At 60.4% G+C, this 22,945-nt stretch carries 25 protein-coding genes and 1 pseudogene; 8 read left to right on the top strand and 18 right to left on the bottom strand.

Annotation, left to right across the window (positions count from 1 at the left end):
* Positions 1 to 318: 318 nt before the first annotated feature.
* From G9X64_RS32100 to G9X64_RS32110, 3 genes are all read left to right on the top strand, one after another.
* Positions 319 to 483 (top strand): hypothetical protein, encoded by a 165-nt coding sequence (locus G9X64_RS32100; protein WP_167669584.1) that lies wholly within the window; start codon positions 319 to 321, stop codon positions 481 to 483.
* Between the two features lie 333 nt (positions 484 to 816).
* Complete coding sequence (locus G9X64_RS32105; RefSeq protein WP_096771505.1) at positions 817 to 1,293, top strand: hypothetical protein; 477 nt, start codon at positions 817 to 819, stop codon at positions 1,291 to 1,293.
* 326 nt (positions 1,294 to 1,619) lie between these two features.
* Positions 1,620 to 1,793, top strand: coding sequence for a hypothetical protein (locus tag G9X64_RS32110; protein WP_170961491.1), 174 nt, complete (start codon positions 1,620 to 1,622; stop codon positions 1,791 to 1,793).
* A gap of 33 nt (positions 1,794 to 1,826) precedes the next feature.
* On the opposite strand, the gene G9X64_RS32115 is transcribed toward G9X64_RS32110, so the two are convergent.
* The 5 genes from G9X64_RS32115 to traC all read right to left on the bottom strand — a co-directional run bounded on the left by G9X64_RS32115 (position 1,827) and on the right by traC (position 5,603).
* Positions 1,827 to 2,084 carry a WGR domain-containing protein gene (locus G9X64_RS32115; RefSeq protein ID WP_096771504.1) on the bottom strand — a complete coding sequence of 86 codons (258 nt, stop codon included), beginning with the start codon at positions 2,082 to 2,084 and terminating at the stop codon, positions 1,827 to 1,829.
* 200 nt (positions 2,085 to 2,284) lie between these two features.
* The gene (locus G9X64_RS32120) at positions 2,285 to 2,746 is read right to left on the bottom strand and encodes a thermonuclease family protein (protein ID WP_210259757.1); all 462 of its coding nucleotides are present in this window, start codon (positions 2,744 to 2,746) and stop codon (positions 2,285 to 2,287) included.
* A 371-nt stretch (positions 2,747 to 3,117) separates the two neighbouring features.
* Entirely contained in the window at positions 3,118 to 5,094 is a 1,977-nt protein-coding gene (gene traG / locus G9X64_RS32125; RefSeq protein ID WP_096771503.1) for a Ti-type conjugative transfer system protein TraG, read from the bottom strand.
* Positions 5,087 to 5,302 carry a type IV conjugative transfer system coupling protein TraD gene (gene traD, locus G9X64_RS32130; RefSeq protein WP_040140151.1) on the bottom strand — a complete coding sequence of 72 codons (216 nt, stop codon included), beginning with the start codon at positions 5,300 to 5,302 and terminating at the stop codon, positions 5,087 to 5,089. Before traD ends, traG begins: the two co-directional genes overlap by 8 nt.
* A 4-nt stretch (positions 5,303 to 5,306) precedes the next feature.
* Positions 5,307 to 5,603: a conjugal transfer protein TraC gene (gene traC / locus G9X64_RS32135; protein ID WP_088395915.1), complete on the bottom strand. Its 297-nt coding sequence runs from the start codon at positions 5,601 to 5,603 to the stop codon at positions 5,307 to 5,309.
* Between the two features lie 240 nt (positions 5,604 to 5,843).
* Between traC and traA the strand changes: the two genes are divergently transcribed.
* Genes traA through G9X64_RS32155 form a run of 4 tightly spaced genes read left to right on the top strand, consistent with a single transcriptional unit; the run spans position 5,844 to position 11,484 of the window.
* Positions 5,844 to 9,155, top strand: coding sequence for a Ti-type conjugative transfer relaxase TraA (traA, locus tag G9X64_RS32140; RefSeq protein ID WP_096771502.1), 3,312 nt, complete (start codon positions 5,844 to 5,846; stop codon positions 9,153 to 9,155).
* Positions 9,152 to 9,718, top strand: a complete 567-nt coding sequence (gene traF, locus G9X64_RS32145) for a conjugative transfer signal peptidase TraF (protein ID WP_088395884.1) — start codon at positions 9,152 to 9,154, stop codon at positions 9,716 to 9,718. The genes traA and traF overlap by 4 nt, the downstream gene beginning before the upstream one ends.
* On the top strand, positions 9,708 to 10,871 hold the full coding sequence (locus tag G9X64_RS32150; RefSeq protein WP_088395885.1) for a conjugal transfer protein TraB: 1,164 nt from the start codon (positions 9,708 to 9,710) through the stop codon (positions 10,869 to 10,871). The genes traF and G9X64_RS32150 overlap by 11 nt, the downstream gene beginning before the upstream one ends.
* Before the next feature lie 16 nt (positions 10,872 to 10,887).
* A complete protein-coding gene (locus G9X64_RS32155; RefSeq protein WP_096771501.1) occupies positions 10,888 to 11,484 on the top strand; it encodes a TraH family protein in 597 nt (198 codons plus the stop codon).
* A gap of 182 nt (positions 11,485 to 11,666) precedes the next feature.
* On the opposite strand, the pseudogene G9X64_RS37190 reads toward G9X64_RS32155, so the two are convergent.
* The 3 genes and pseudogenes from G9X64_RS37190 to G9X64_RS32170 all read right to left on the bottom strand — a co-directional run.
* Positions 11,667 to 11,879: pseudogene (locus G9X64_RS37190) on the bottom strand (DUF5615 family PIN-like protein); the annotation flags it as partial.
* The gene (locus tag G9X64_RS32165; protein WP_088395887.1) at positions 11,876 to 12,508 is read right to left on the bottom strand and encodes a DUF433 domain-containing protein; all 633 of its coding nucleotides are present in this window, start codon (positions 12,506 to 12,508) and stop codon (positions 11,876 to 11,878) included. The gene G9X64_RS32165 and the pseudogene G9X64_RS37190, both read right to left, overlap by 4 nt.
* A gap of 101 nt (positions 12,509 to 12,609) precedes the next feature.
* Positions 12,610 to 12,831 (bottom strand): helix-turn-helix domain-containing protein, encoded by a 222-nt coding sequence (locus G9X64_RS32170; protein WP_088395888.1) that lies wholly within the window; start codon positions 12,829 to 12,831, stop codon positions 12,610 to 12,612.
* A gap of 228 nt (positions 12,832 to 13,059) precedes the next feature.
* Here G9X64_RS32170 and G9X64_RS32175 point away from each other — a divergent pair, with 228 nt between their 5' ends.
* On the top strand, positions 13,060 to 13,380 hold the full coding sequence (locus tag G9X64_RS32175; RefSeq protein ID WP_088395889.1) for a transcriptional repressor TraM: 321 nt from the start codon (positions 13,060 to 13,062) through the stop codon (positions 13,378 to 13,380).
* 3 nt (positions 13,381 to 13,383) lie between these two features.
* Here the strand turns inward: G9X64_RS32175 and G9X64_RS32180 are convergent, their stop codons facing one another.
* From G9X64_RS32180 to G9X64_RS32225, 10 genes are all read right to left on the bottom strand, one after another.
* Positions 13,384 to 14,088, bottom strand: coding sequence for an autoinducer binding domain-containing protein (locus tag G9X64_RS32180; RefSeq protein ID WP_088395890.1), 705 nt, complete (start codon positions 14,086 to 14,088; stop codon positions 13,384 to 13,386).
* Positions 14,089 to 14,167: 79 nt separating this feature from the next.
* A complete protein-coding gene (locus tag G9X64_RS32185) occupies positions 14,168 to 14,908 on the bottom strand; it encodes a LuxR family transcriptional regulator (RefSeq protein WP_096764645.1) in 741 nt (246 codons plus the stop codon).
* A gap of 170 nt (positions 14,909 to 15,078) precedes the next feature.
* Positions 15,079 to 16,374 (bottom strand): IncP-type conjugal transfer protein TrbI, encoded by a 1,296-nt coding sequence (gene trbI, locus G9X64_RS32190; RefSeq protein WP_096771500.1) that lies wholly within the window; start codon positions 16,372 to 16,374, stop codon positions 15,079 to 15,081.
* Between the two features lie 11 nt (positions 16,375 to 16,385).
* Positions 16,386 to 16,826, bottom strand: a complete 441-nt coding sequence (gene trbH / locus G9X64_RS32195; RefSeq protein ID WP_088395893.1) for a conjugal transfer protein TrbH — start codon at positions 16,824 to 16,826, stop codon at positions 16,386 to 16,388.
* A 2-nt stretch (positions 16,827 to 16,828) separates the two neighbouring features.
* A complete protein-coding gene (gene trbG / locus G9X64_RS32200; protein WP_088395894.1) occupies positions 16,829 to 17,641 on the bottom strand; it encodes a P-type conjugative transfer protein TrbG in 813 nt (270 codons plus the stop codon).
* A 17-nt stretch (positions 17,642 to 17,658) separates the two neighbouring features.
* On the bottom strand, positions 17,659 to 18,321 hold the full coding sequence (locus G9X64_RS32205; RefSeq protein ID WP_088395895.1) for a conjugal transfer protein TrbF: 663 nt from the start codon (positions 18,319 to 18,321) through the stop codon (positions 17,659 to 17,661).
* A 20-nt stretch (positions 18,322 to 18,341) separates the two neighbouring features.
* The gene (gene trbL, locus G9X64_RS32210) at positions 18,342 to 19,523 is read right to left on the bottom strand and encodes a P-type conjugative transfer protein TrbL (protein WP_088395896.1); all 1,182 of its coding nucleotides are present in this window, start codon (positions 19,521 to 19,523) and stop codon (positions 18,342 to 18,344) included.
* Positions 19,517 to 19,717, bottom strand: a complete 201-nt coding sequence (trbK, locus tag G9X64_RS32215) for an entry exclusion protein TrbK (RefSeq protein WP_081284279.1) — start codon at positions 19,715 to 19,717, stop codon at positions 19,517 to 19,519. The genes trbL and trbK overlap by 7 nt, the downstream gene beginning before the upstream one ends.
* The gene (gene trbJ, locus G9X64_RS32220) at positions 19,714 to 20,517 is read right to left on the bottom strand and encodes a P-type conjugative transfer protein TrbJ (RefSeq protein ID WP_064843797.1); all 804 of its coding nucleotides are present in this window, start codon (positions 20,515 to 20,517) and stop codon (positions 19,714 to 19,716) included. The genes trbK and trbJ overlap by 4 nt, the downstream gene beginning before the upstream one ends.
* Positions 20,489 to 22,945, bottom strand: coding sequence for a conjugal transfer protein TrbE (locus tag G9X64_RS32225; RefSeq protein WP_096771499.1), 2,457 nt, complete (start codon positions 22,943 to 22,945; stop codon positions 20,489 to 20,491). The genes trbJ and G9X64_RS32225 overlap by 29 nt, the downstream gene beginning before the upstream one ends.

The raw sequence follows: 22,945 nt of genomic DNA on the forward strand, positions 1-22,945 counted from the left end.
GGACAGGCCCCGCCGCCGAGGCGGGGTCAACCGGCGACAAAGATAAGCCGTCGGCAGGCGTCGAGCCTGCCGCCGGCTTTTTCGGTGCGATACGGAACCGGAATTTGTCTGCTCAGTGGAGGCTATCGTGCCGGGAAGAAATGCCTGCCTCGAGGACGAGCGGTGCCCCCAATTTTGCCTTCGCTCCGGTGCGCCCTCCACTCCGACAAAATCGGCTCCCCCACTCGCCGGCTCCGCCGGTCGCTTCCGCGCTCCTTGACCCCGTCATCTCTTCCCGCCCCGCCGTCTCGTCTTTCACGAACTCAAGGAGATGAGACGATGACCATCGAACAGCACATCGAGGAGCTGCGGGCCGAGTTGAGGAACGCCTGCGACGCCGTCGAGCGGCGCCAGGTCGAAGCGGAGCTTCAGCTCGCCCAGGCTGATCTGGCCGTGGCGCTTGCCGAACAGGACGGCATCATCGAAGCCGAGCCGCCCTTCTGAGGCGGCTCTCATTCTGCTGGATCATGAGCCGGTCCGCCGGATCGACCGGCCTCCCGGCTGTCAGGAGTTTCCCCTCGACACTCTCACCGGCTCGCGCCGGATACGGTCACGTCCCCTCCAGGGCCGTGGGTCTCTTCTCTCTCTGACCTCCTATTTTACTCCAGCAAATCCGGCGTCAAGGACGGCGCGGTTCCCCCAATTTTTCCGCCGCTGCGTTGCACTTCGCTTCTCGGAAAAATCGGTTCCCCCGCTTGCGAGCCGCGTCCCGCGGTCCTTGACCCCTCTTTGCCACGGAGTGGCCGATCTCCGTCATCAAGATGAGGAGATCACACAATGACATCTGACCATAACCTTGCGCTCTACACCAAGCTTTCCGGTTTCCGGCTTGTCGTCCTGGCGAACCGGTTCGGCCGCGACAGCGAATTCTCGCGAGAGCTTCATGATCGCCTGCTCGAAGGACTGGAGGCAGCAATTGGGCGCGTGCGGATTATCATGGCGCTGGAGCGCAGCGTTCTCATCGCGGAGTACCGGCTTGAGGGTGAGGCTGAGATCTTCGGGCGCTTCACCATCAACCTGATGGATGAGCTCGACATCGATTTCGACACGCACGAATTCCGCATCAACGGCGGCGATTGGTCCAGCGCTTTGACGGCTGACTATACCGGCGTCGACATCGACTATCCGAAGCTGATTGCGCTCACCGACGTCGAACTCGGCTCACTTGCGCCGATCATCAAGGATATCACACGCGAAACCGGTATCGCTGTAAGCGCCTCCCGTGTCAGCTACATCAGGTGCCCAGCATCATAATCAATCCGTCGGCGGGCTCGACCATCCGGAGGGCGGCGAGAGCGGCCCTTCGTTGCGCTGCCTGCGAGACCATCGCAATGATGGCGAGAACGGCCAGCTGAGCCTCTTCCTTTCGACCTGCCGTCATCTATCATCGGGGATGCTGCAGCCCCTGCGTCGCGACGCAACCTGCCGCCGCCAGAATTTTCCCCGCCGCCTTCTGCGGCTCCTCGCCGATCAAAATTCAGTCGCCGGCAAGTCCGTTCGTTGCGGCCCTCTGGGTGCGCCCCTCCTTTCCGGTCCGCCGCTTATCCTCGCGATGACCGCAATTCGAAAGGAGAAATACCATGCAACAGCTCGCCAAATTCCTCGCCGCCACTGGCCGCCGGCTCCGCGCCCTCGGCAAAGTGATCAGCCACTTCTTCCGCAAGGGGAAAATCGGCCTGAAGCTTGCGATCAAGATCCCGTTCTTCCTCGATATCGAGGTGTCCTTCGAGACCGATTGGGACCGGCGCCGATGAGGCGCCCACATGGCCCGCTTCGACGGGCCTTTCTCAACTCGCCACAGAGGCGCGCGGGCGGTAACCGCGTTTTCGCTTTTGTCGGAGCAGATCGAGAAACAGCCGCACGGCTTCTTCTTCCCGTCCGAAATGATGGATCATCGTCTGACCCTTTGCGCCAATGCGCCCCCATTTCCTGAGCAGGCAAACATCGCCGAAGAGGTTCGGTTCGATCGACATGGCATAGTAGCGCGCCATGTTCTTCGCTACATCGGTGCGTTCGACATAGAGGTGATAGGGCTGTGCGATCATGAGACCAGAATCGCCGATCCCCGGAATCGCGTCCAACGACAGTTATGAATCGGTCGGCGTTGATCGATTCATATCGGTGATGATAGGCGAAAACTCGCATTGTGTTTGGGCGAGACGCCTGCGGCGCACGGCTCTAGTCGCGGCGCTCACGGAGCCCGCACACGGTCTCCGCCCCATGGGCGACGATCCTCTCGCGGCACTCAGCCGCACCATCCATGTCTTGCGCCGTCCCAGCGTCTGGCGAGACCCTCATCGATAAGTGTGTCGCCGATCGAGTGTCCCGATCGCGTTACGGTCCGGAGCTTGCGGCCATACTTGTCTTCGTCGCGCCAGCCGGCCGTCAGTGAGAAGTTGCCTCCATTCAGCAGCGCCAGCAGGCGTGCCTTCGCCGCCTCGCCTTTGATCCGTTCCGCCTCGCAGCGCGGCGGGCTGAGTTCCGGCGTGTCGATATCGGCAATGCGGATTTTCTGGCCCTGGAACCAGAACGTGTCGCCGTCGACGACACAATTCACATGACGGCCGTCGCCGCAGATTGAAAACGCGGCCGACGATGAGTCCGCTGCCGGTGTCTTGGCCACGGCCGGCAGTCCGGGGAGGCTGCCGGCGCCGCCAAAGGCAAGCCAGCCTGCCGCAGCAATGACAATAGCTGAGATGACTGCCATCAGCGATATGCGTGGACCCTTCCATCCCGTTCGGGATTTTCTCTGCGGGCTACGGCGATCGTTCTTGCCGCCGGATTTCCGCGGCCTTCTGAACGGAACCACATTCGATTTCGCCACCTGCCCGCTCCCTTCCTGTTTGCCTCATCCTATATCGACCCCGGTTTCATCTGCGTTTACGGAGACGCACGGCCTCGACCTGCAGTCGGGCCGGCAATATGGTGTGCGGGAGCGGGGCGCAGTCGGTCCCGCCTCCCCTCCGGGCCACTATGTTGAGGCTCCTGCGGCTGCGCTGTTTCCCGCTCCTCGCACGACGAGAATTCCCGAAATCCCGCCCTTTCGTGCGGCCGCTATGCTGATTTCTCCGATACTCTTCATTGTTCTGGATCGGCCTTGCTCGTTGCACTGCGCGCCGGCTCGATCCGAGAGGCTTCCGGCGTGCCTCTGAGCCTGTGAAACCTGTTCGTCCCAACGCAAGCCTTCATGTCGTCGCGCCGAAACCAGATCGCGCGGCCACATCTGAGCGGCGCATTGCCCGCGGTAAAGACGATCTGCTCATCGGCGCGCATGCGAAGCACCTCGTGCGGCTGGATCAACGGTCGCGCGGCCAGCTGCTTCGATCGCGTGCGCGAGGATCCCTTCGCCTGGAAACTGCGGCTGACCTGGTCGATCTCGACCGTCGTCGTGCCGCAACGGCGCGAGATGTAATCCGCCGTTTCCGGATCGTTGATCGCCGCAAAACTGATCCAGCTCGCGCTCTCGAACCACTTGCTGGCGGCGTCGCGCCCGCCATAGGTTTCGCGCATCTGGCCGATCGACTGGTAGATCATGGTGAGCGTGATGCCGTACTTTCGGCCGGCATCGCGCGCCGTTTCCAGGATCCGCATGTATCCGAGCCGCGCCACCTCATCGAGGAGGAAGAGCGCTCTGCCGGGCATAGTCCCATTACGGTTATATATCCCGTTGAGGAACGAGCCGATAATGACGCGCGCGAGGCCGGCATGCGTCTCCAGTGTTTTCAGATCGATGTTGATAAAGACGTCGGTGTTCCCATCGGCGAGATCGCCCGTGGAAAACGTCCTACCCGAAACCAGCGCGGCATAGTTCGAATACGACAGCCAGTGGGTTTCCTTGATCGCGTTGGCATAGACGCCAGAGAAGGTTTCGGGTGTCATATTGACGAAGGCCGCGACGTTCTCCTTGACGAAATCCGAGTCCGAATTGTCGTAGATCTCCTGCAGACGTTGCCGCAACTTCGGTTCGGGCTCAGAGAGATTGGCGCGAACCTGGCGCAGCGTTTGGTTTTCCTTCTCCGTGTGACCGGAGAGACAAACATCGGCGATCATCGCCGTCAACAATTGCAATGCCGAGGCTCGGAAGAAATCATCGCGCACGCCGCGCGCGCCGCCACTGTCGCTCATGATCCATGAGGCGACGGAGGCGATATCCTCTTCCTTCGTCCCGCCGAACTTGCCGATCCAGTCCAGGGCATTGAAGCCTGTTGCCGGGTTCTTCGGGTCGAGGACAAACAGATCCCGGTTCGCGCTCGTCCGGTGGGCTGAGACCATCGGCGCCACCTCGTTCGATGGATCGAGAACGATCAGCGAGCCGCCCCATTTCAGAGCGGTCGGGATCGTCACCGATGTTGTTTTGAAACCGCCCGAACCGGCGAACACGATACCGTGCGACGAACCGAACGAGCCGTCGAAGCAGAGCAGCGGTGATTTGCCGCCGGCGCCCCATGTTTCCGGCTCGTCGGCACGAAACGAGCGCGCTGCGGTGCTGTCCTTGTCGACACGGTATCGCTCACCGATCACGATTCCGCCGGTATCCGAAAACAGGTTTGCCGCTTCCGGCAGCTTCATCCACTCGGCCTCGCCATGCAGCGCCCGCTTGCCGCGGACGCGCTTCGGCTCGGCGCTGGCGAATGCCGCATTGCCGGCCAACGCGACACGCAGAGCAAAGCATGCGGCAATCGCCGCCGCCGCCGCTCCGATCAGCGTCGCCGGATCGACATAGGAGAAAATGGACATACCGGCCGGAACCTTATCGGTGAGCGCAGACAACCTCATCGTTTCGCGAATTGCGGCGATCAGGATCGTCGCCGCACCGCCGGCGACGACGCCCCATCCAGCCGTCTTGATCCTGATCGCGCCGGCGCTGGCAAACAGGAAGACGATGCCGACGAGCCCTGCACTGACATAAGGCAGCGCGATCCCGGCCCGACCAAGCGTCTGCCGTGCGGCTTCCGTTTTTCCGAGCCCGGACAGCCAGTGCTCGATCCCGGTCAAACCAGCGGCGACGAGAATCATGAGCGCGACGGGGGCGATGAAGAGCATGATCCTACTCATCGGCTTTCCCAAAGGCCTCCGCACCGATTGCCAGAAGCCGCGATCGTTCCTGTACATTGGTTTTGAGCCGCTCGCTCAAATCGATCAGCGCGCCCAGCAGAAGCGCCCGCTTCTCGTAGCGAAGACCGGCTTTGACGATCAGACCGCCAAGCTCGATCTTCTCCCGCGTGTCCTTCTTGCGGGCGTCGGATATTGTCGTGCGCGCCATCCGCTCAAGCCTCAGCAGTCCCGCCCGCAGGCGCGACAGACGGGTTCTGCGTGGACGGTGCGCTGCTTTCGCCGACGTCAGCTCCCCTCTTCCCTCCGGTCGTCGCGGCCTTTCCTCCGCGAAACCGTTTGGCCAGATCCTCGAAGGCGCCCTGCAGCTCCGCCTCGTCGATCTCGATGTCGCCAAGTCCAGCCTTGAGGGCGATCCGGCCGATGCGCTCTGCCTCACGGGTCTCGGCGGCCTTGAGCTGCTCCTGGAGCTTGGCGATTTCGTCGCGGATTTTCGAGGATGGCTTCTTCATTCCGTCTAACTCCCTTGGGTGAGAAAGCTTGTCTTTCGTACCCAATGTCCCGGAGGTGAGTGCGGAACGCACTACTGTGAATCCTACAATCGCCAAGGGCGATGCTTTCGTGAATGATCCCGGCCGTTCCGAAGGAGCGGATCCGAAGGGCGCAATTATACGTCGCTGGTGCGACGTCCTTGCTTGAGGCCCCTAGCGGGCCTGCCGCTCTTGGACAGAACCTGTTGAAAGAGTTCCGCCGTGGCCGTCCCCCATTTCTCCGTCAGCGTCGTCGCCCGCGGCTCAGGCCGCAGCGCCGTGCTGTCAGCGGCCTACCGGCATTGCGCCAAGATGGAGTTCGAGCGCGAGGCCCGCACGATCGATTACACCCGCAAGCAGGGATTGCTCCATGAGGAGTTCGTCATTCCCGCCGACGCGCCGCAATGGCTGCGCTCGATGATTGCCGATCGTTCGGTGTCCGGCGCTTCCGAGGCTTTCTGGAACAAGGTCGAAGATTTCGAGAAGCGCTCCGACGCGCAGCTCGCCAAGGATGTGACGATCGCCTTGCCGGTCGAGCTGACGCCCAAGCAGAACATCGCGCTGGTGCGGGATTTCGTCGAGCAGTACATCACGGCGAAGGGCATGGTGGCCGACTGGGTCTACCATGATGCGCCCGGCAATCCGCATGTTCATCTCATGACGACCTTGCGGCCGCTGACCGCGGACGGTTTTGGAGCCAAGAAGGTCCCGGTAACAGGACCGGACGGCAATCCGATCCGCAACGACGCCGGCAAAATCGTCTATGAGCTTTGGGCCGGAAGCATCGACGATTTCAACGCGTTTCGCGACGGCTGGTTTGCCTGCCAGAACAGGCACCTGGCGCTCGCCGGCCTCGACATTTACGTCGATGGCCGCTCCTTCGAGAAGCAAGGGATTGAACTCGAGCCGACTATCCATCTCGGCGTCGGCACGAAGGCGATCGAGCGAAAATCAGATGGTGCGTCCGACCCGGTCGAGCTCGAACGCCTCGAACTGCAGGAGGCTCGCAGGGCCGAGAACGCGAGACGAATCGACCATAATCCGAAGCTCGTGCTCGACCTGATCACGCGTGAGAAGAGCGTCTTCGACGAGCGCGACGTGGCTAAGAACCTCCACCGCTACGTCGACGACGCGGATCTGTTCCAAAGCCTTATGGTACGGATCATTCTGCACCCCGAAACCTTCCGCATCGAGCGCGAGCGGATCGACCTTGCCACCGGTATCCGAGTGCCCGCCAAGTACACGACGCGCGACATGATCCGGCTCGAAGCCGAGATGGCCAATCGCGCCATCTGGCTGTCTCAGCGCTCTTCGCATGGCGTTCGCGACGCAGTGCTGGCAGCGACATTCGAGCGTCATGAACGTCTATCTGACGAGCAGAGGACCGCGATCGAACATGTGGCGGGACCTGAGCGGATCGCCGCCGTGATCGGCCGCGCCGGCGCCGGCAAGACGACGATGATGAAGGCGGCGCGGGAGGCATGGGAAGCGGCCGGTTATCGGGTCGTCGGCGCAGCACTTGCCGGCAAGGCGGCCGAGGGCCTGGAGAAGGAAGCGGGCATCATCTCTCGGACCCTTGCATCGTGGGACCTTCGCTGGAACCAGGGCCGTGACCAGCTCGATGGCAAGACGGTGTTCGTTCTCGACGAGGCCGGCATGGTGTCATCTAGGCAGATGGCGCTGTTCGTCGAAGCGGTGACGAAAGCCGGTGCCAAGCTCGTTCTCGTCGGCGATCCCGAACAGCTTCAACCGATCGAGGCTGGGGCTGCCTTCCGCGCCATCGCCGATCGCATCGGCTATGCCGAACTCGAAACGATCTATCGCCAGCGCCAGCAATGGATGCGCTATGCCTCGCTCGATCTCGCGCGCGGTAAGGTCGGCCGGGCGGTCGACGCCTACCGTGCCAATGGCAAGATAATAGGATCGGACCTGAAAGCCGACGCAGTCGACAACCTGATCGCTGCCTGGGACCGCGATTACGATCCGGCAAAGACGTCGCTTATCCTCGCTCATCTGCGCCGCGACGTGCGCATGCTCAACCAAATGGCGCGCATCAAGCTTATCGAACGCGGGGTTCTCGACCAGGGAACCATGTTCAAGACCGCCGATGGCGGACGCAACTTCGCCGTCGGCGATCAGATCGTTTTCCTGAAGAACGAGGGATCGCTCGGCGTCAAGAACGGCATGCTGGCCAAGGTCGTCGAGACGGGACCAGGACGCATCACCGCGCGGATCGGCGAGAGGGAGAATGCTCGCCAGGTGCTGGTCGAACAGCGCTTCTACAACAACCTCGATCACGGCTATGCCACGACCATCCACAAGAGCCAGGGCGCGACGGTCGACCAGGTCAAGGTGCTCGCTTCCCTTTCGCTCGATCGCCATCTCACCTATGTCGCCATGACCCGTCATCGTGAGGACCTGACCGTCTACTACGGCCGTAGATCCTTCGCGAAGAACGGTGGGTTGATCCCGATCTTGTCGCGAAGGAACGCGAAGGAAACGACTCTCGATTACGAGAAAAGTGACTTCTACCGCGAGGCGCTTCGTTTTGCCGAAGCACGCGGTCTGCATCTGGTCAACGTCGCCCGAACCCTGGTTCGCGACCGGCTGGAATGGGTCGTCAGCCAAAAGCAAAAACTTGCCAATCTCGGCGCTCGCCTTGCCGCCGTCGCCGGCAAGCTCGGCCTCATCCGCGGCGCCGCGCAGTCCCCAACCCAAAACAACACCAAGGAGGCAAAGCCGATGGTCTCGGGCATCACAACCTTCGCCAAATCGGTCGACCAGGCGATCGAGGACAAGATCGCCGCCGATCCAGGATTGAAGAAGCAATGGGAGGAGGTCTCGACCCGCTTCCACCTCGTTTACGCCCAGCCGGAAAGCGCGTTCAAGGCAGTCAATGTCGATGCAATGCTGAAGGACGAGACCGCCCAGAAATCCACGTTGGCCAAGCTTGGGTCGGAGCCCGAAAGCTTCGGCGCGCTGAAGGGCAAGACCGGGATCCTCGCCAGCCGCTCCGACAGACAGGAGCGCGAGAAGGCTGGGACCAATGCGCCGGCGCTGGCCCGAAATTTGGAGCGCTATCTGCGCCAGCGGGCGGAGGCGGAACGCAAGTTCGAGGTCGAAGAACGTGCCGTCCGGCTGAAGGTCTCGATCGATATTCCCGCACTGTCGCCAAACGCAAAACAAACATTGGAACGCGTTCGCGATGCGATCGACCGGAACGACCTGCCCGCCGGTCTCGAATACGCGCTCGCCGACAAAATGGTGAAGGCGGAACTGGAGGGTTTCGCCAAGGCGGTATCGGAGCGGTTCGGCGAGCGAACCTTCCTGTCGCTTGCCGCGAAGGAACCCAATGGACAGACCTTCAGTGCCGTCACTTCGGGAATGACGGCCGGACAGAAGACGGAGGTGCAATCGGCGTGGAATTCGATGCGGACGGTGCAGCAACTCGCCGCTCATGAGCGCACGACCGAGGCGCTGAAGCAAGCGGAGACCCTGCGTCAGACGAAGAGCCAGGGGCTCTCGCTCAAATGAAGACATCCGTGTTTGCGTTTGGGACGCGACGCGCTCAAAGGGCGCATGCAGTCGTGCTCTTGGCCTTGGCGGCATCCATCGTTGGCAGCGGTGTTGCTGCCGCAATCGTCGGCGGTTTCCGCATCAACCTGACACCGAGCGAACCCCTCGGCCTCTGGCGGATCGTGGCGCTCGATCGCCCGGCCGCTGCCGGAGACCTTGTCTTCATTTGCCCTCCGCAAACTGCGGTGATGATGGCGGCGAGAGAGCGTGGTTATCTCCGCTCCGGCACCTGCCCGGGCGGCGTAGCGCCGCTCATCAAGACCGTCGTCGCAGTCCCCGGGCAGCATGTTCAAATCGGCGCCCGAGTGACAATCGATGGGCATCCAATCCCATTTTCCGATCTGGCAGAGCGGGACGGCAATGGCCGGTCGATGAAGCCATTTCCCGGCGGCGTCGTGCCCGACGAAAGCGTCTTTCTCCATTCACCGTTCAGGAGCTCCTATGACTCCCGCTATTTCGGCCCCCTGCCCGCCTCCGGAATCCTCGGTCTGGCGCAACCGGTGCTCACCTATGCGCCGTGAGCACCTCCAGCCAACCGCATTGATGGCCGTTTCAATCGTCGCCGGGACGGTGGGATGGAGTGGACATGTCCTCCTTCTCCCGGTCGCGCTCGCGTTTCCGGTTCTCTGGGCGCTTGCGCGAACGAGGCTGACGGCCGCGTTTGTCTCGGCCGGCTATTTTCTCGCTGCGTCACGCGGTCTGCCGCAGGGCGTAGCCACCTTCTATTCGTCTGACCTCTGGCCTGGATTATTGCTCTGGCTCTGTGCGTCCACCGGCTTCGTCATCGTGTACACCGTCCTCTGGACGAAGGAGACGGGTGCTCGTCCGTGTCACTATTTCCTGGCAGCGGCTCTGATGGCCATTCCGCCATTCGGCATCACCGGCTGGGCTCATCCGATCACGGCCGCGGGCGTGCTGTTTCCAGGATGGGGATGGTGGGGGCTGGTTGCCGTGACAGCCGGCCTCATGGGCCTCGTAACCCGCATGTGGCGAGCTGTCGCGATCGTCCTGGCAGGCTTTTGGATCGGGTCCGCCGCAACCTGGGACGAATCGACGCTACCCCAAGGTTGGCAGGGGGTCGATCTCGAAATGGGAGCGTCGTTGGGGCGCGACACTAGCTTGCAGCGTTACCGTGATCTGATTGCCACGGTCACGGATCGGGCATCGGGCGGCGCCCGCTCGATTGTTCTTCCCGAAAGCGCTCTTGGCTTCTGGACGCCGACCGTCGAGCGGCTATGGGTGCGAGCTTTGCAGGCAACTGACGCCACCGTTATCGCCGGCGCCGCTGTCGTAGATGCAGGCGGATACGACAATGTTCTGATCGCCATCTCCAGCGACGGGGCTCGCCTCCTTTATCGCGAGCGCATGCCGGTGCCAGGTTCGATGTGGCAGCCTTGGCGGCCCCTCCTCGGTCAGAGCGGCGGAGCGCGAGCGCATTTCTTCGCGAACCCGGTCGCGACAATTGCCTACAGGCGGGCCGCACCCCTGATCTGCTACGAGCAACTGATCGTCTGGCCCCTTCTCCAATCCATGCTCCACGATCCGGACGTCGTCATTGCCGTCGGCAACGGTTGGTGGACCAAGGGGACGTCCATCGTGGCTATCCAGCGCGCCAGCACAAACGCTTGGGCGCGTCTGTTCGACAAACCCGTCGTTTTCTCCTTCAACACCTGAATGCCATGGAGACCTGATGCTCGACGCCGCTCTCATCCAACAATGCGCCGACCCCTCTTTGAAGCCCGCAATCGTCGAGCAGTTCGTGACCGCGGCGGGCGCAAATGGTCCGCTCGCCGTCACCGTCAAATCAGGTGGCCGATTGATCCTCGTTCCGAAGGCGACAACGCAGGATGAGGCGATGGCGATCGTCCGGCAGTATGTCGGCCAGGCGGTGGTGCGTGTCGGCCTGACGCAGTTTCCGGCTGGCGTCGGTGTGAAGGACGCGGCTGATCTGAAGCCCGATCTCGTCGATCCTTGCGAAAACCTCCGCAAGGGAACGGCTATGTTTGCCAAGGTCTTGCGGATTGTCGCCAAGTGGTACGGCAATCCGAAGAACGACGATGTCTTCCCGCAGATCTTCGACGATGCGGTCTATGCCTGGAAGACCGGAGAGTTCGAGGGGGTGAGCGTTTTTCAGGCGGAAGATCCTGGGAAAAGCGTCACGATCGACAACGTGTTGCCTGCACACCAGGACAAGGCCACCGTCGACCTGCCGCCTGCGGATACAGATGCCGAAAGCGTCGGATCAGCGGAGATGCGGATTGACCTGTCGAGGATTGGGGGCAAATGATGCCAAATGAAGGCCGCTAAGCCTCCGGAAGCGAATAGCGCGTGAGAACAGCGTCCTCGCCATCGAGGGTCACTTCGATGACTTCGTTGACCATAGCCTGCTCTCCCGCCAAATCCTGCAGTATGAGGGGCAAACAATTCTCGTTGCTGCGCGGGAAGCACCTGCGGGACAATGATCACCAGGCCCGCATGCAATTCCTCTTTCGCGTACAGCTTCCGGAAGTCGCGGGCGTTGTTCGTCACGAACGTGAAATCCTCCTCGATGATCCGAGGCATCAGATCCCAGTCGGTTTCGCCGCTCAGTCCCAGCCAGTTCACATGAAAACAATCGTGGCCATGCGCTTGCGCTACGGCCACAAGCGATGTGTGGAGGCATTCATCGATAAGGAACTTCACGAGGTCGAGCCGGAGGGTTTGGGAGCGCTGTCGTTTCGAAATCGCAGACGCTTCACGGATTTCACCGTCAGGCCCTGTTCCGAAAGCTTCCGCGGCCGGCCCCTGCCGGGATGGGCCGCAGCCCAGATCTCGGCAAGGTCCACCATACGCTCGGTGACCGCAGGATAACCCTCGACGATTTCCGCGGTACTTGCGCCCTGGGTCTTCATCGCGGCAATCGTTCGCACGGGAACACGGGTTCGCTTGAACACCGGCTCGCCGCCCACGACCCCTTTCACGCTTTCAATCATTCGTTCGGCCTCTCGAAGCGCCTCGGCCCGCGCGGCCAATTGTTCTCGTGCCCGCGCAACGTCGATAATGAGATAGTCGTCTGCCCTAACAGTTTCGGCATGCGGGTTCTGGTCGATCGTATCGAATAAGCGCTTGCGGCGCTCGGCAGACAAGATCGATCCGACGCCGTACCAGAGCTTCAACCGAAGCAGATCCTCATCGGTGAGCGCTCGACCCCGGCTGCCAATGAGATGCGTCGCGATGATCCGCTTGTCGATCGCATTGTGCACTGACTTCACAGCGATCTCGCTGACAGCCGCGGCCTCGGCGGGCGTGTAGGCGTGTGAGGTGTCGGTCATAATCATTCTCCTTGTGGAGAATATATAATGCAGCTGACATCGCCCGTAAAGATTGACGGAGCTTCTCGATACCAGGGACCCGTCAGACCAGTAAGGAGGGGTCACTTCTTCTCCGGCGGCCGCTTCAGCAGATCAGATGCTTCTACTTCCAAAATCGCTGCTAAGCGGTCCACCACATCGATGCTCGCATTGTAGACGCTGCGCTCGAGGGAGCTGATGTAAGTGCGATCGATATCTGCTCGAAAAGCAAGCTCTTCTTGCGATAGGCCTTTGGCCAGCCGCGCGGCTTTCAGATTTCGTGCAAATACCTCTCGAATCTCCATGATCGAGAGAGCATCGGCTTGTAGAGTATTTCACCACGGAGTATTCTCTACAAAGACATTCCGTTGACGAATCAAGATGATGCAGCAGCGTCAGAAAGTTAGTTTCGCGCGAGTGCTGAGCCGCTCAAAATACGAACTCCCTCCCATCCTGTGACGATCTGGTATTTAATCGCGAGCGTATGCGGCCTCGGGTCTTGACGTCACAGTATGCAATTTGAGGAGACGGGGATGAAGGACGCCAGCTCATCCGGCGCAGACGACAAAAATGGAAGACAACTTCGTTACAGTTCAGCGCGAAAATCGGATTTGGAGACGCTGGCTGTTTCGGCGATCCGCGAACACCGTCGGCTCCTCGCAGCCGATCAAGCCGTATATGACGAGTGGGTTCTCGCCAGTGACGACCCGTCGATCTCCGGTTCGGTGCTTCAAGCCCTTCAAAACGAACACATCGCGCGCCAGAAGAAGTCCGAGAACCAGCAAGAGGAACTCTCGAAAATCCTGGACGCGCTCGGCTACGTTCCGGACGTGCCACTTGAGAGTGACGGATAAACGTCAGACCAAGCCGCGATCCTTGGCAATTGCGACGAGCTGCGGCACGGACTGGGCGTCAAACTTTTCACGCGCCTTGTCGAGATAGTGTTGCACGGTTCTAGCATTGATGCCGGTGAGCACCGCCGTCTCGGGTGCGGTCTTTCCCTTCGTCGCCCACATAAGGCACATCACTTCACGCGGTGACAGCGTTTGCTTTGGGGCGAGGCGCATCTTCGCAGCGATGAACCTCAATTGGTAGTGAATGACCATCAAAGCCTGCAAAGCTGGAAGTGTTTGCTGCAATTCATGGAAATCTGTTCGTGCCTCCGATGTTGCAAACGTCAGCATCATGTGTGAACCGAAACTGCCGTTCAGCCCGATTGTGACGCCGCGACGGATCCCGTGATCGAACGCCTGATCTCGGAACTTTCGAAGTTGGGACATGCCTCGAGCCGGCCAATCATCTGCGGTCCAGACAAAGGCCTCGCGTCGGCGCCTGGCTTCAGTTACGACTGGATCGATGCGTGAATAATGATTGGCTAAATATGTTTCTTGCCATTCTTTTGGATAGTTGTTGAAGGTGCGAATTTCGGTGCCTGACGCGTCGACATAAGCATATCGCTCAAGCCCGAATGCATTGCCGTAGTTACGCAACGCTGTTTTGATCGCTACCTCATCTTGCGACGCCTCTATCGTATCGATCAAATTCCTCAACGCGTCGTTCAATCCCACTCTCCCTCTGTTCGTCGGGCTGTCCGAACATGCAGCGGGAATGCGCGGAGATAAATCCCCCGGACTGATACCCCTAGGTTGGGGTACCCAGATGAGGAGTGATGAGGTTCAGGTGTACTGCATGGGCTATGGCGGCCGACAATGTGGGGCAACCCAGCTTATAGCGTGCCGATTTCAGGTAGCCGCGCGTCGTATGCTCGGATAATCCCAGAATCTTGCCAATGTCCTTGCTATCTTTACCGCGCGAGGCCCAATGAAGGCACTCGATTTCCCGTGATCCTAGCGCAGGCACGGGATCATTCTCTCCGTGGAGTTCGAACACTGCTTTGCGGTGCAGAAGGAATCCGAGCTCAAGCCACTCCGGTAAAAATTGGCGCTCGATGAACGCCCACTCATCATCGCTCTTCTGGGAGTTGATCGAAAGGAGCGAACGACGCGATTTGTCAACAATCGGGATAGAGACCCCGTTGCTCCCGATTCCGTGCAGCTCGGCATCGACCATGAACTCCTGCGCGGTCTCGGCAATATCAATCTCGCGCCAATCGAAAGGCAGCTGTCGAGAAAAACCCTCTCGAATGATTGGATCGACGTTTATGTAGTCGTTAAGCAGATAGCGCGAAACCCAGCTATCGGGATAGGTGGTTCGTACAAATGGCGCGTCAACGCTATCGACGATTGTCCTCGCAAGATGGAATGTGACGAAATCAATGGGATAGTGCGATTGGAATTCATCCAAAGCGGACGCCACTGTCGCCGCATTTTTCATCGCGCTGAAAGCGTTGGGATAGGTTGGCGAATGCTCGTTTTCCTGCATGCTTCTTTCCGTAACAGTCATTATCGTTTGCGGGTTAGTGACCCCAGAATCGCCGAGCCAGTCGCTAAATGCAACCCCTAAGGGCGGAAAAAGCCCATATACTGTGGAAGCCGCTATCGTCGCGAGTATTTTTGGAGCATGTGCAGTGATAAGAGAATTCATCACAGTTGCTACCGTCGATAAGCTTGCGGAAAAATAATATCCTGATCGACGAGCACGTTGAATTTGTAGCCCGGGCGGATTTGGATCGTCGGCTGGACATTGAGGTTCTTCGAGATCGTCTGCTCCGCGACGCGCCCGAAGCTTTCCGCGAAATTCCGCCTAGCCGCATCGGACGCCGTGTCCTGCGTCGCAATCGTCGAACTCTCCGGCATCGACATGTCGATCCCAGTTCCGATCAACGCGACGAGTGCTGCCGAGCTCCAGGTGCGCCAGAGATGCCGATCGACCTTGTCCTTGAAGCCGCCATATCCCTCGGCGTCCGTGCCGGCCATGCCGCCGATCTGCAGGGTCGATCCATTAGGAAAGATCAGGTCGGTCCAGACCACGAGGACACGCTCCTGGCCGAACGAGACTTTGGAATCGTAACGGCCAAAGAGCTTGGCACCCTGCGGGATCAGGAGCCGATAGCCGGTGGCGCTGTCATAGACGTTCTGGCTGACCTGCGCGCTGATGCGCCCCGGCAGGTCGGAGTTGAGGCCGGTGATCAAGGTGGCGGGAATGACTGAGCCACGCTTCAGCTCATACGGCGACATCTGCGGCACGACCTGGTTCGGCAGGTAGCCGAGATCCTTGATGTCCTGATTGAAAAAGTCCTCCTTCGACGTCTGCCCGTTCTGATCGACGTTCTGTCCCATCAGGCCGGATTTCATGGCGGCGGCATAAAGGTCTGACGCGCTGTTTGCTGCGATATTTGTCGGCTGACGGCCGGTGTCGTTGGTGGAGTTTGCGGCCTTCTCGACGTCGGAGATGTCTACCTGCAACGGCGATTCGAGCGCCGTCGCGCGAGCCTGGAGACGTGCCATCCGTTGGCGCTGGGCCTCGCGCATATATTGTTCATCCTCCTCCCGTTTCAGGCGAGCCTTCCACTCTTCCTCTGACTCGAGCCTTTGGCGACGGTCTTGTCTCTCCTCAGGTCGGCGCTCGACGACCGGTTCCTGCGTCTCCTTTTTTTCCACCACGACGGGTGTCGGCTGAAACACCTCCTGCTTTTCTGGTTCACCGATAATGCCATCCGTGACACCCCGCTTGAGTTGGTCCCCGAAAGTCGTCGCCGGTGTGTTGGAAGCACCCTCGATGTCGCCACGATTGAAGGAGAGCCCCCGCAGCGATAGACCAATCACGACGACGCCGATGAATAGCACGATGACGATGATGGCGACGATGATCGGCAGGCGGTTGAGCCGGCGCATGCCATTCTGATCGTCGGCTTGGCTGGGCGTGCCAAGCTGGAGCGACTGGACCATGTTTGTCTCCGTCAATTGCGCTGCATGATCGAAAGCGGACTGGCCGGCGTGGCGCCGGCCTCTGTCGGCGTATAGGCGCGGCCAAGAGCGATGGAAGGCGTCGAGAGCCGCACCAGCACCTGCCCGTCGAAGCCCTCGATTGCATAATCAAGTTCGACCGGCTTGACGTCTTTGGCCGTTTTGCCGTCGGTGGCGACTGTATAGCCCCACCCTTTCAGGGCCGCCTCAAGGGCGGTCGCGAATTCAGACGTATCCTTTTCCATTTTGATCGTGTTCGTAGCACCGGCCGGGCCGATCTGTTCAGCCAGGCGACTTGCCATGTCGCCGGCGATGGCGCTTGCAGCCGGTCCGGTGACGGCCACAGGCGTGGAACTGGTGGTCAGTGCGTCGCCCGCCGTTTGGCAGCCGGAGAGCAGCGCGACCGCGATGAAAAACGCGAGAAGCCTCCGCATGGTCAGCCTCCCCTCCGGATCCTGATCTTCTGTTGCCGCCAACCGACGCCGGAAACGAGGATCGCCTTGTCGATCGCATAGTCGACGGTCATCACGTCGTTCTTCATCCGATAATTGACGATGCGATTTTGACCGCCGGAGACGACGAAGAGCACCGGCGCGTCCTCGCCGGAGATCGATTTCGGGAACTGGATGTAGGTCTTCACCCCGTCCGAATAGACCCGTTTCGGTTTCCAAGAAGCACTGCCGCTGATCGAATAGGAAAAATTCAGCTTGTCCGGCGCGGCGCCCGGAATGCCACCGGTTTCGAGACGGGCGTTGATGTCGGCGAGCTTGGTCGACACGTCTTCCGGATATTCGAACCCAACGCGCGCCATGTACTGGCTGGGGTGGGACTTGAGCTGGATATGATAGGTGCGCCGCGATGTCGTCACGACCATCGAGGTAACGAGCCCAGGTTCGGAGGGTTTGACGATCAGGTGGATGGCCTGCCCGCCTGTCGCTCCCGACGTCGCAGGCTCTACCTTCCAGCGCACGGTGTCGCCGACGAGGACGTCGCGGACGATCTCGCCACCCTGAAGTTCGATGTCGCAGACCTGCAGCGGCGAGCAGACGACGGACGGCTGGGTCTCGCCGAACAGAAAGATCACCTTGCCGTCCGGACCTGTCGTAACCAGTCCCGGCGTGCCACGCCACTTTCTGGAAAGATTTGTTCCCCTGACCTCATTCGTCGTCATGCTTTGCGCCTGCGCGCCCGCCGCAAGCAAGAGTCCGGCCATGCAGCCGGCGGCTGCGATCAATCCCGTTTTTTTCATTGAAAGAATCCCTGCCCTTAAAGCTGTCCCGTCCAGTCAAAATCCCGGACGTAGAGGCCGATCGGATTGAGGCGAATCGTCGCCTCATCCTGTGGCGCGGTGAGCGTCACCGTTGCGATCCCGCGGAAACGGCGTGTGCCGGTTTCCTTGCCCTTGCGGTCCCGCTCGTATTCCGTCCAGTCGATCTGATAGGTCTGGTTCGAGAGCGCGACGATGTTGTTGACCTCGATGGCAACGGTCGAGGACTTCGCCTTCTCGAATGGAGAATTGCCTCGAAACCAGGCGTTGACCTTCTCGGTTGACGGGTCGGAGGTGCGAAGAAGGGCGTAGGTGCGGTCGATATATTGCTTCTGCACCACCGCATCCGGCGTGATCGAGCGAAAGCTTGTGACGAAGTTGCCGAGTGTGGCGCGCACCACGCGGACATCGGCATACTCGATCTGCTCGGGAAAGCCTGCCGTGACTGCGGCTCCGAGCTTGTCGACCTCGACGATGTAAGGCACGAGCCTCACTTGCGTGCTCAGATACATCGCGTAGCTGAAGCCGATGACGGCCATGACCAGGCCGAGGACACCGACAATGCGCCATGCGGCTGCGGCCTTCACATAGGAGCCATAACGTTCGCTCCATTCCTGGCGGGCGGCAAGATACGGGTTTTCCGGGGCGCGGTTCGCTGCCATTTATTCTTCCCTTGTCTCGATTACGGTTTGTCGTTGCGTTCGGGAGGAGGTTTCGGTCCGCTATGACCGCCGCGCTGTTGATCGAGCTTGGCGTTGGCCAGTCCGAGAATGGACCCCGCATAGGCGCCGGGCGAACCGATCGCCTTTTCCTTCGCGGCCGATCCGGCTGCTTGCGCGCCGGAACCGAAGCCTGCACCTATCCCCCGTAGAGCGGCACCAGCGACGGATGAACCGCCAGCTCGTGCGGCTTGAGCGGCCGCAAAGCCCGCGCCGGCAGCGCCGGCAGCGAGGAAGCCAGCGCCCGCGGCGAAAGAGGCCGCCTGCCCGCCGTGGCGGATCGCTTCCATTCCTCCGGAAACCGATGCGCCCTGGACAACGCCTTGAATGATGTTCGGGACATACATGGCGATAATGAAGACCACGACGGAAATACCGGCGATGGCCAAGGTGGTGACGAACTGATCTGACGAGGCAGTCGGAGCTTGAGCGAGGCCGAGCAGCACGTTCGATCCGATCTTGGCGATCATCACCAAGGCCATGAGCTTCATGCCGACGCCGAAGGCATAGACGAGGTAGCGAACAGCAAAGTCTTTCGTGAAGGAAGAGCCGCCCAGTCCGAGCATGATCATGCCGGCGAGCAAGCCGACATACATTTCGACCATGACCGACACGAAAATAGCCGCAACCAGCGAGAAGCAGATGACAACGATGCCCATGGCGAGAACGGCGGCAATCGCGAGCGCATTGTCTTCGAACACCCCGAACTGTGCTTGTTGCGACATTTGGGAGGCGACGCGGATGCCTGCATCGAACACTTCAGCGGGCGAAGCTGAACCCCCGCCGGCGCCAATCTGGAAAAGGCTGTCGACTACTGCTCGCGCAAAGGTCGGACCTTGGGTCAGAACGAATGCGAAGAACCCGATGAACATGATCCGCCGCACCAGTTCGGCGAACCAGCTGTCCAGTGAAGCTGACTGTATCGCCAACCAGACGGCGGCAATGCCGATCTCGATCGTTGCGAGAATCCAGAATAGGGATTTCGCCGCCTCCATGATGGTGGTCTCCCACCCCTTCGCAGCGGACGAGACCTGGTTTTCCAGTTCCGTGAGGACCTGTCCCTCCTGCGCAAATGCGGGAACTGCATAGGCGAGGAAGAAGAGGCCTGTAATCAGGAACGAACGCGCAACAGTTACCTTCACCATCTCGGGCGCATCTCCTGGCCTTCCTTGATCGGCGGCAGTTCCTTGTCGGAGCCGAAGAATTTTTCCCGGACGGCGCGCTGCTCCTCGGTTAGCGCAGTTATTCCTGTGTTTCGCGAATTGAGGATTAGCACAGTCGCTGCAGACGATGCAGCGGCGGCAGCCACCAGCAAGGCAATCAGGACGGGGCGGCTCACCATCGCGGTTCCATTTTCTGGCCTTCCGGAACGCTCTTGACCTCCGCGTTGAAGAACTTTTCCCGCCGCGCCTGCGCCAGGTCCTTGTCGGTCTGTTCCGTCTGAAGCCAGGTTCCCATCATTGTCATCTGTTGGGAGACGAGACCGCGAAGCTTCTGCATTTGCGCGACTTGCTGGGCGGCGATCTCGTGGCCGACCTGCAAGGCCTTCATCTGCCCGTCAGCCGTTTCGGACATCGACCTCAACGACGACATCGAATCTTCCTCGCTATCGAACTGGTCGGCCGTGAGGCTCGCCGCTTTCAGCGAGCTGGCGATTGTGTCGCGGTTGGTGTTCGACCAGGACTGGTAGGTCGAGGAGAACGTTGCGTTGTCCGGCAAATTCGTCTTGAGATCGGCATAACTCTGAAAGCGCTGCTGAAGAACGTCGTCCGCATTCCCCATCGAAAAGGCGATGCCCTGTCCCTGGTCGACGATACTGCGCAGCTGGTTGAGATCGCTTTCGACCTGACCCCAGACATGGTGAGGAAGCTGCGCAGTGTTTTGCAGCATGTTCTCGTAGATCTTCAGCTGGTTCTGGATCTGCTCTGCAAGCTGGCTGATCTGGGTCAGTTGATTGTCGACCTGGATGCCGGAGCTTTTCATGAGATCCACGAGCTGCGCATTGTTGGCGAGCTGCGTCCATTCGGTCGCAGCGCCGGTGGCTGTACCGGCTTGCACTGAGCCTGCAGCTCCGATCACGAGAGCGGCGGCCGCCAAGCGGGCAAGCCATCTATTCGTACTTGAGTAGCGATGCGGCATCGTGAACTCCTCTCGTTTCAAGCCAGTGGATCGGCCAGTCGCGGCCATGTTCGGATTTCAGCGCGCGGATGCGTTTGAGGTCCTCTTTGCCCGACGCGCCGACGAAGCTCAGGGCGACTGGCCCAAGCGACATGTCGAAGAGCCGCCGGCCTTCTGGCGTGGCGACGTAGTATTCGCGCTTCGGCATGGCGGTAGCGACGATCTCGATCTGTCGCTCGTTGAAGCCGATGCTCTCGTAGAATTCTCGCGTGCCCGACTCACGGGCGGCGCCATTCGGAAGGCAAATCTTGGTCGGGCAGGATTCCTTCAGCACGTCGATAATCCCGGACCGTTCGGCATCGGAGATCGATTGGGTCGCAAGAACGACAGCGCAATTCGCCTTGCGCAGCACCTTCAGCCACTCGCGAATCTTGTCGCGGAATACAGGATGGCCGAGCATCAGCCACGCCTCGTCGAGCACGATCAGACTGGGGGACCCATCCAAACGCTTCTCAATTCGACGGAACAGGTAGGTCAGCACTGGCACGAGATTTCGCTCACCCATGTTCATCAGTTGTTCGGTCTCGAAGGTCTGGAAGGCGCCGAGCGTGAGGCCGTCCTCTTCCCCATCGAGAAGCTGGCCCATTGGACCATCGACGGTGTAGTGATGCAGTGCGTCCTTGATCTCGCGCAGCTGCACGCCGCTGACGAAATCAGACAGCGACCGACCGGATGCGCTCGCCATCAGGCCGATCTGCCGAGAGATGGCGTTACGATGATCGGGGGTGATGGTGACACCCTGCAGGCCGACCAGCATCTCGATCCATTCTGTCGCCCACGCCCGGTCGGCGTCACTTTTGAGTTCGGACAAGGGGCAAAAGGCCAACGCCCTTTCTCCCTCCGCACTGTCACCACCGATCTCATAGAGATCGCCGCCGGCTGCATGCGTCAGGGGCAGAAGTGAACTGCCTTTGTCAAAGGCGAAGATCTGCGCATTTTCGTACCGGCGAAACTGTGCCGCGATCAGGGCGAGCAAAGTAGACTTGCCTGAACCGGTCGGCCCGAAGATCAGCGTGTGGCCGACATCATCGACGTGCAGGTTCAGACGGAACGCTGTCGAGCCGCTCGCGACCTGCATCAAGGGCGGGGAATTCGGTGGGTAAAAGGGGCATGGGGAGACCGGATTTCCGGACCAGACGGAGTTCAGCGGAATCAAGTCGGCGAGATTGCTGGTGTTGATCAGCGGCTCACGGATGTTGCAATACCAGTTGCCTGGCAAGCTACCGAGATAGGCGTCAGTGGCGTTGAGCGTTTCGATCCGCGCCCCGAAACCTTCCGCCTGGATCAGCCGGCGGATCGCTTCGGCCTTCTCCTGGAGTGCTTCGCGATCGCTGTCGAACAGCACGACGACCGGTGTGTAATAGCCATAGGCAACCAGCTGCGATGAGGCCTGCGCGATGGCGTCCTCAGTCTCGGCCACCATGGTCATGGCGTCCTGGTCGACGGATCGACTTTGTGTCTGGAATATCTGGTCGAAGAACGGCCGAACTTTCTGTTGCCATTTCTTGCGTGTGCGTTCGAGCTTCTGTCGGGCCTCCTCGGCATCGAGAAAGATGAAGCGCGATGACCATCGGTAGGTCAGCGGCATCAGGTCTAGGCTGTTCAGAATGCCCGGCCAGCTTTCGGCCGGCAGACCATCGATCGCAACGACGCCGAGGAAACGGTTTTCGACTTTTGGCGTCAGCCCGTGTTCGAGCTCTGCGGTGGCGATCCAGTCGAGATACATGGGAACATCGGGAAGCCGGATTGGATGGCTTTCCCCGGTGGTGCAGAATCGGGCGAACTGGAGGAGCTCGTCATATCGGGCAATCCTCTCCCCTCCCCTTTCGACCGTTTCGCGGGTTTCCATTCGTCGGATCGAAAGTGTGTTGGCAAAATACTGCTCAAGCTCTCGCACCGCGTTCTTGAACACGAAGAGCACAGTGTCCGCGTAGGATTTCTTCCGGCTTTCCTCATCCGAGTAGATGTATTTGCTGAGAGCAGTCTTCCTGGACTCGAGCGGCCGGTAGGTAAGGATCAGCGCATGCTTGCTCTCGAAATGCCCCTGCTCGCGTGCGAAATGCGCCCGGCGCTCGACATCGATCGCACGGGTCACCGGGTCAGGGAAATGGCAACGGTCTTCCGAGGGATAGTCGACCGTCGGAATGCGGATGGCCTCGACCTGGATCATCCAGCCACTTCCAAGCCGTGACAGAACGGCATTGATCTGCCTCGACAGCTCGTTGCGCTCGAGGTCGGTCGCGCTTTCGGAGTCCGGGCCAGCGAAATACCAGCCGGCCATCAGGCTTCCGTCCTTCAACAGGAGGACACCATTGTCGACGAGGCCGGCGTAGGGAACGAGATCGGCAAAGGATGGGCCGGTCACCCGGAAGCGTTTGAGAGCTACCAT

It is taken from the genome of Rhizobium sophorae (genome assembly GCF_013087515.1).
GTDB lineage: Bacteria > Pseudomonadota > Alphaproteobacteria > Rhizobiales > Rhizobiaceae > Rhizobium > Rhizobium sophorae.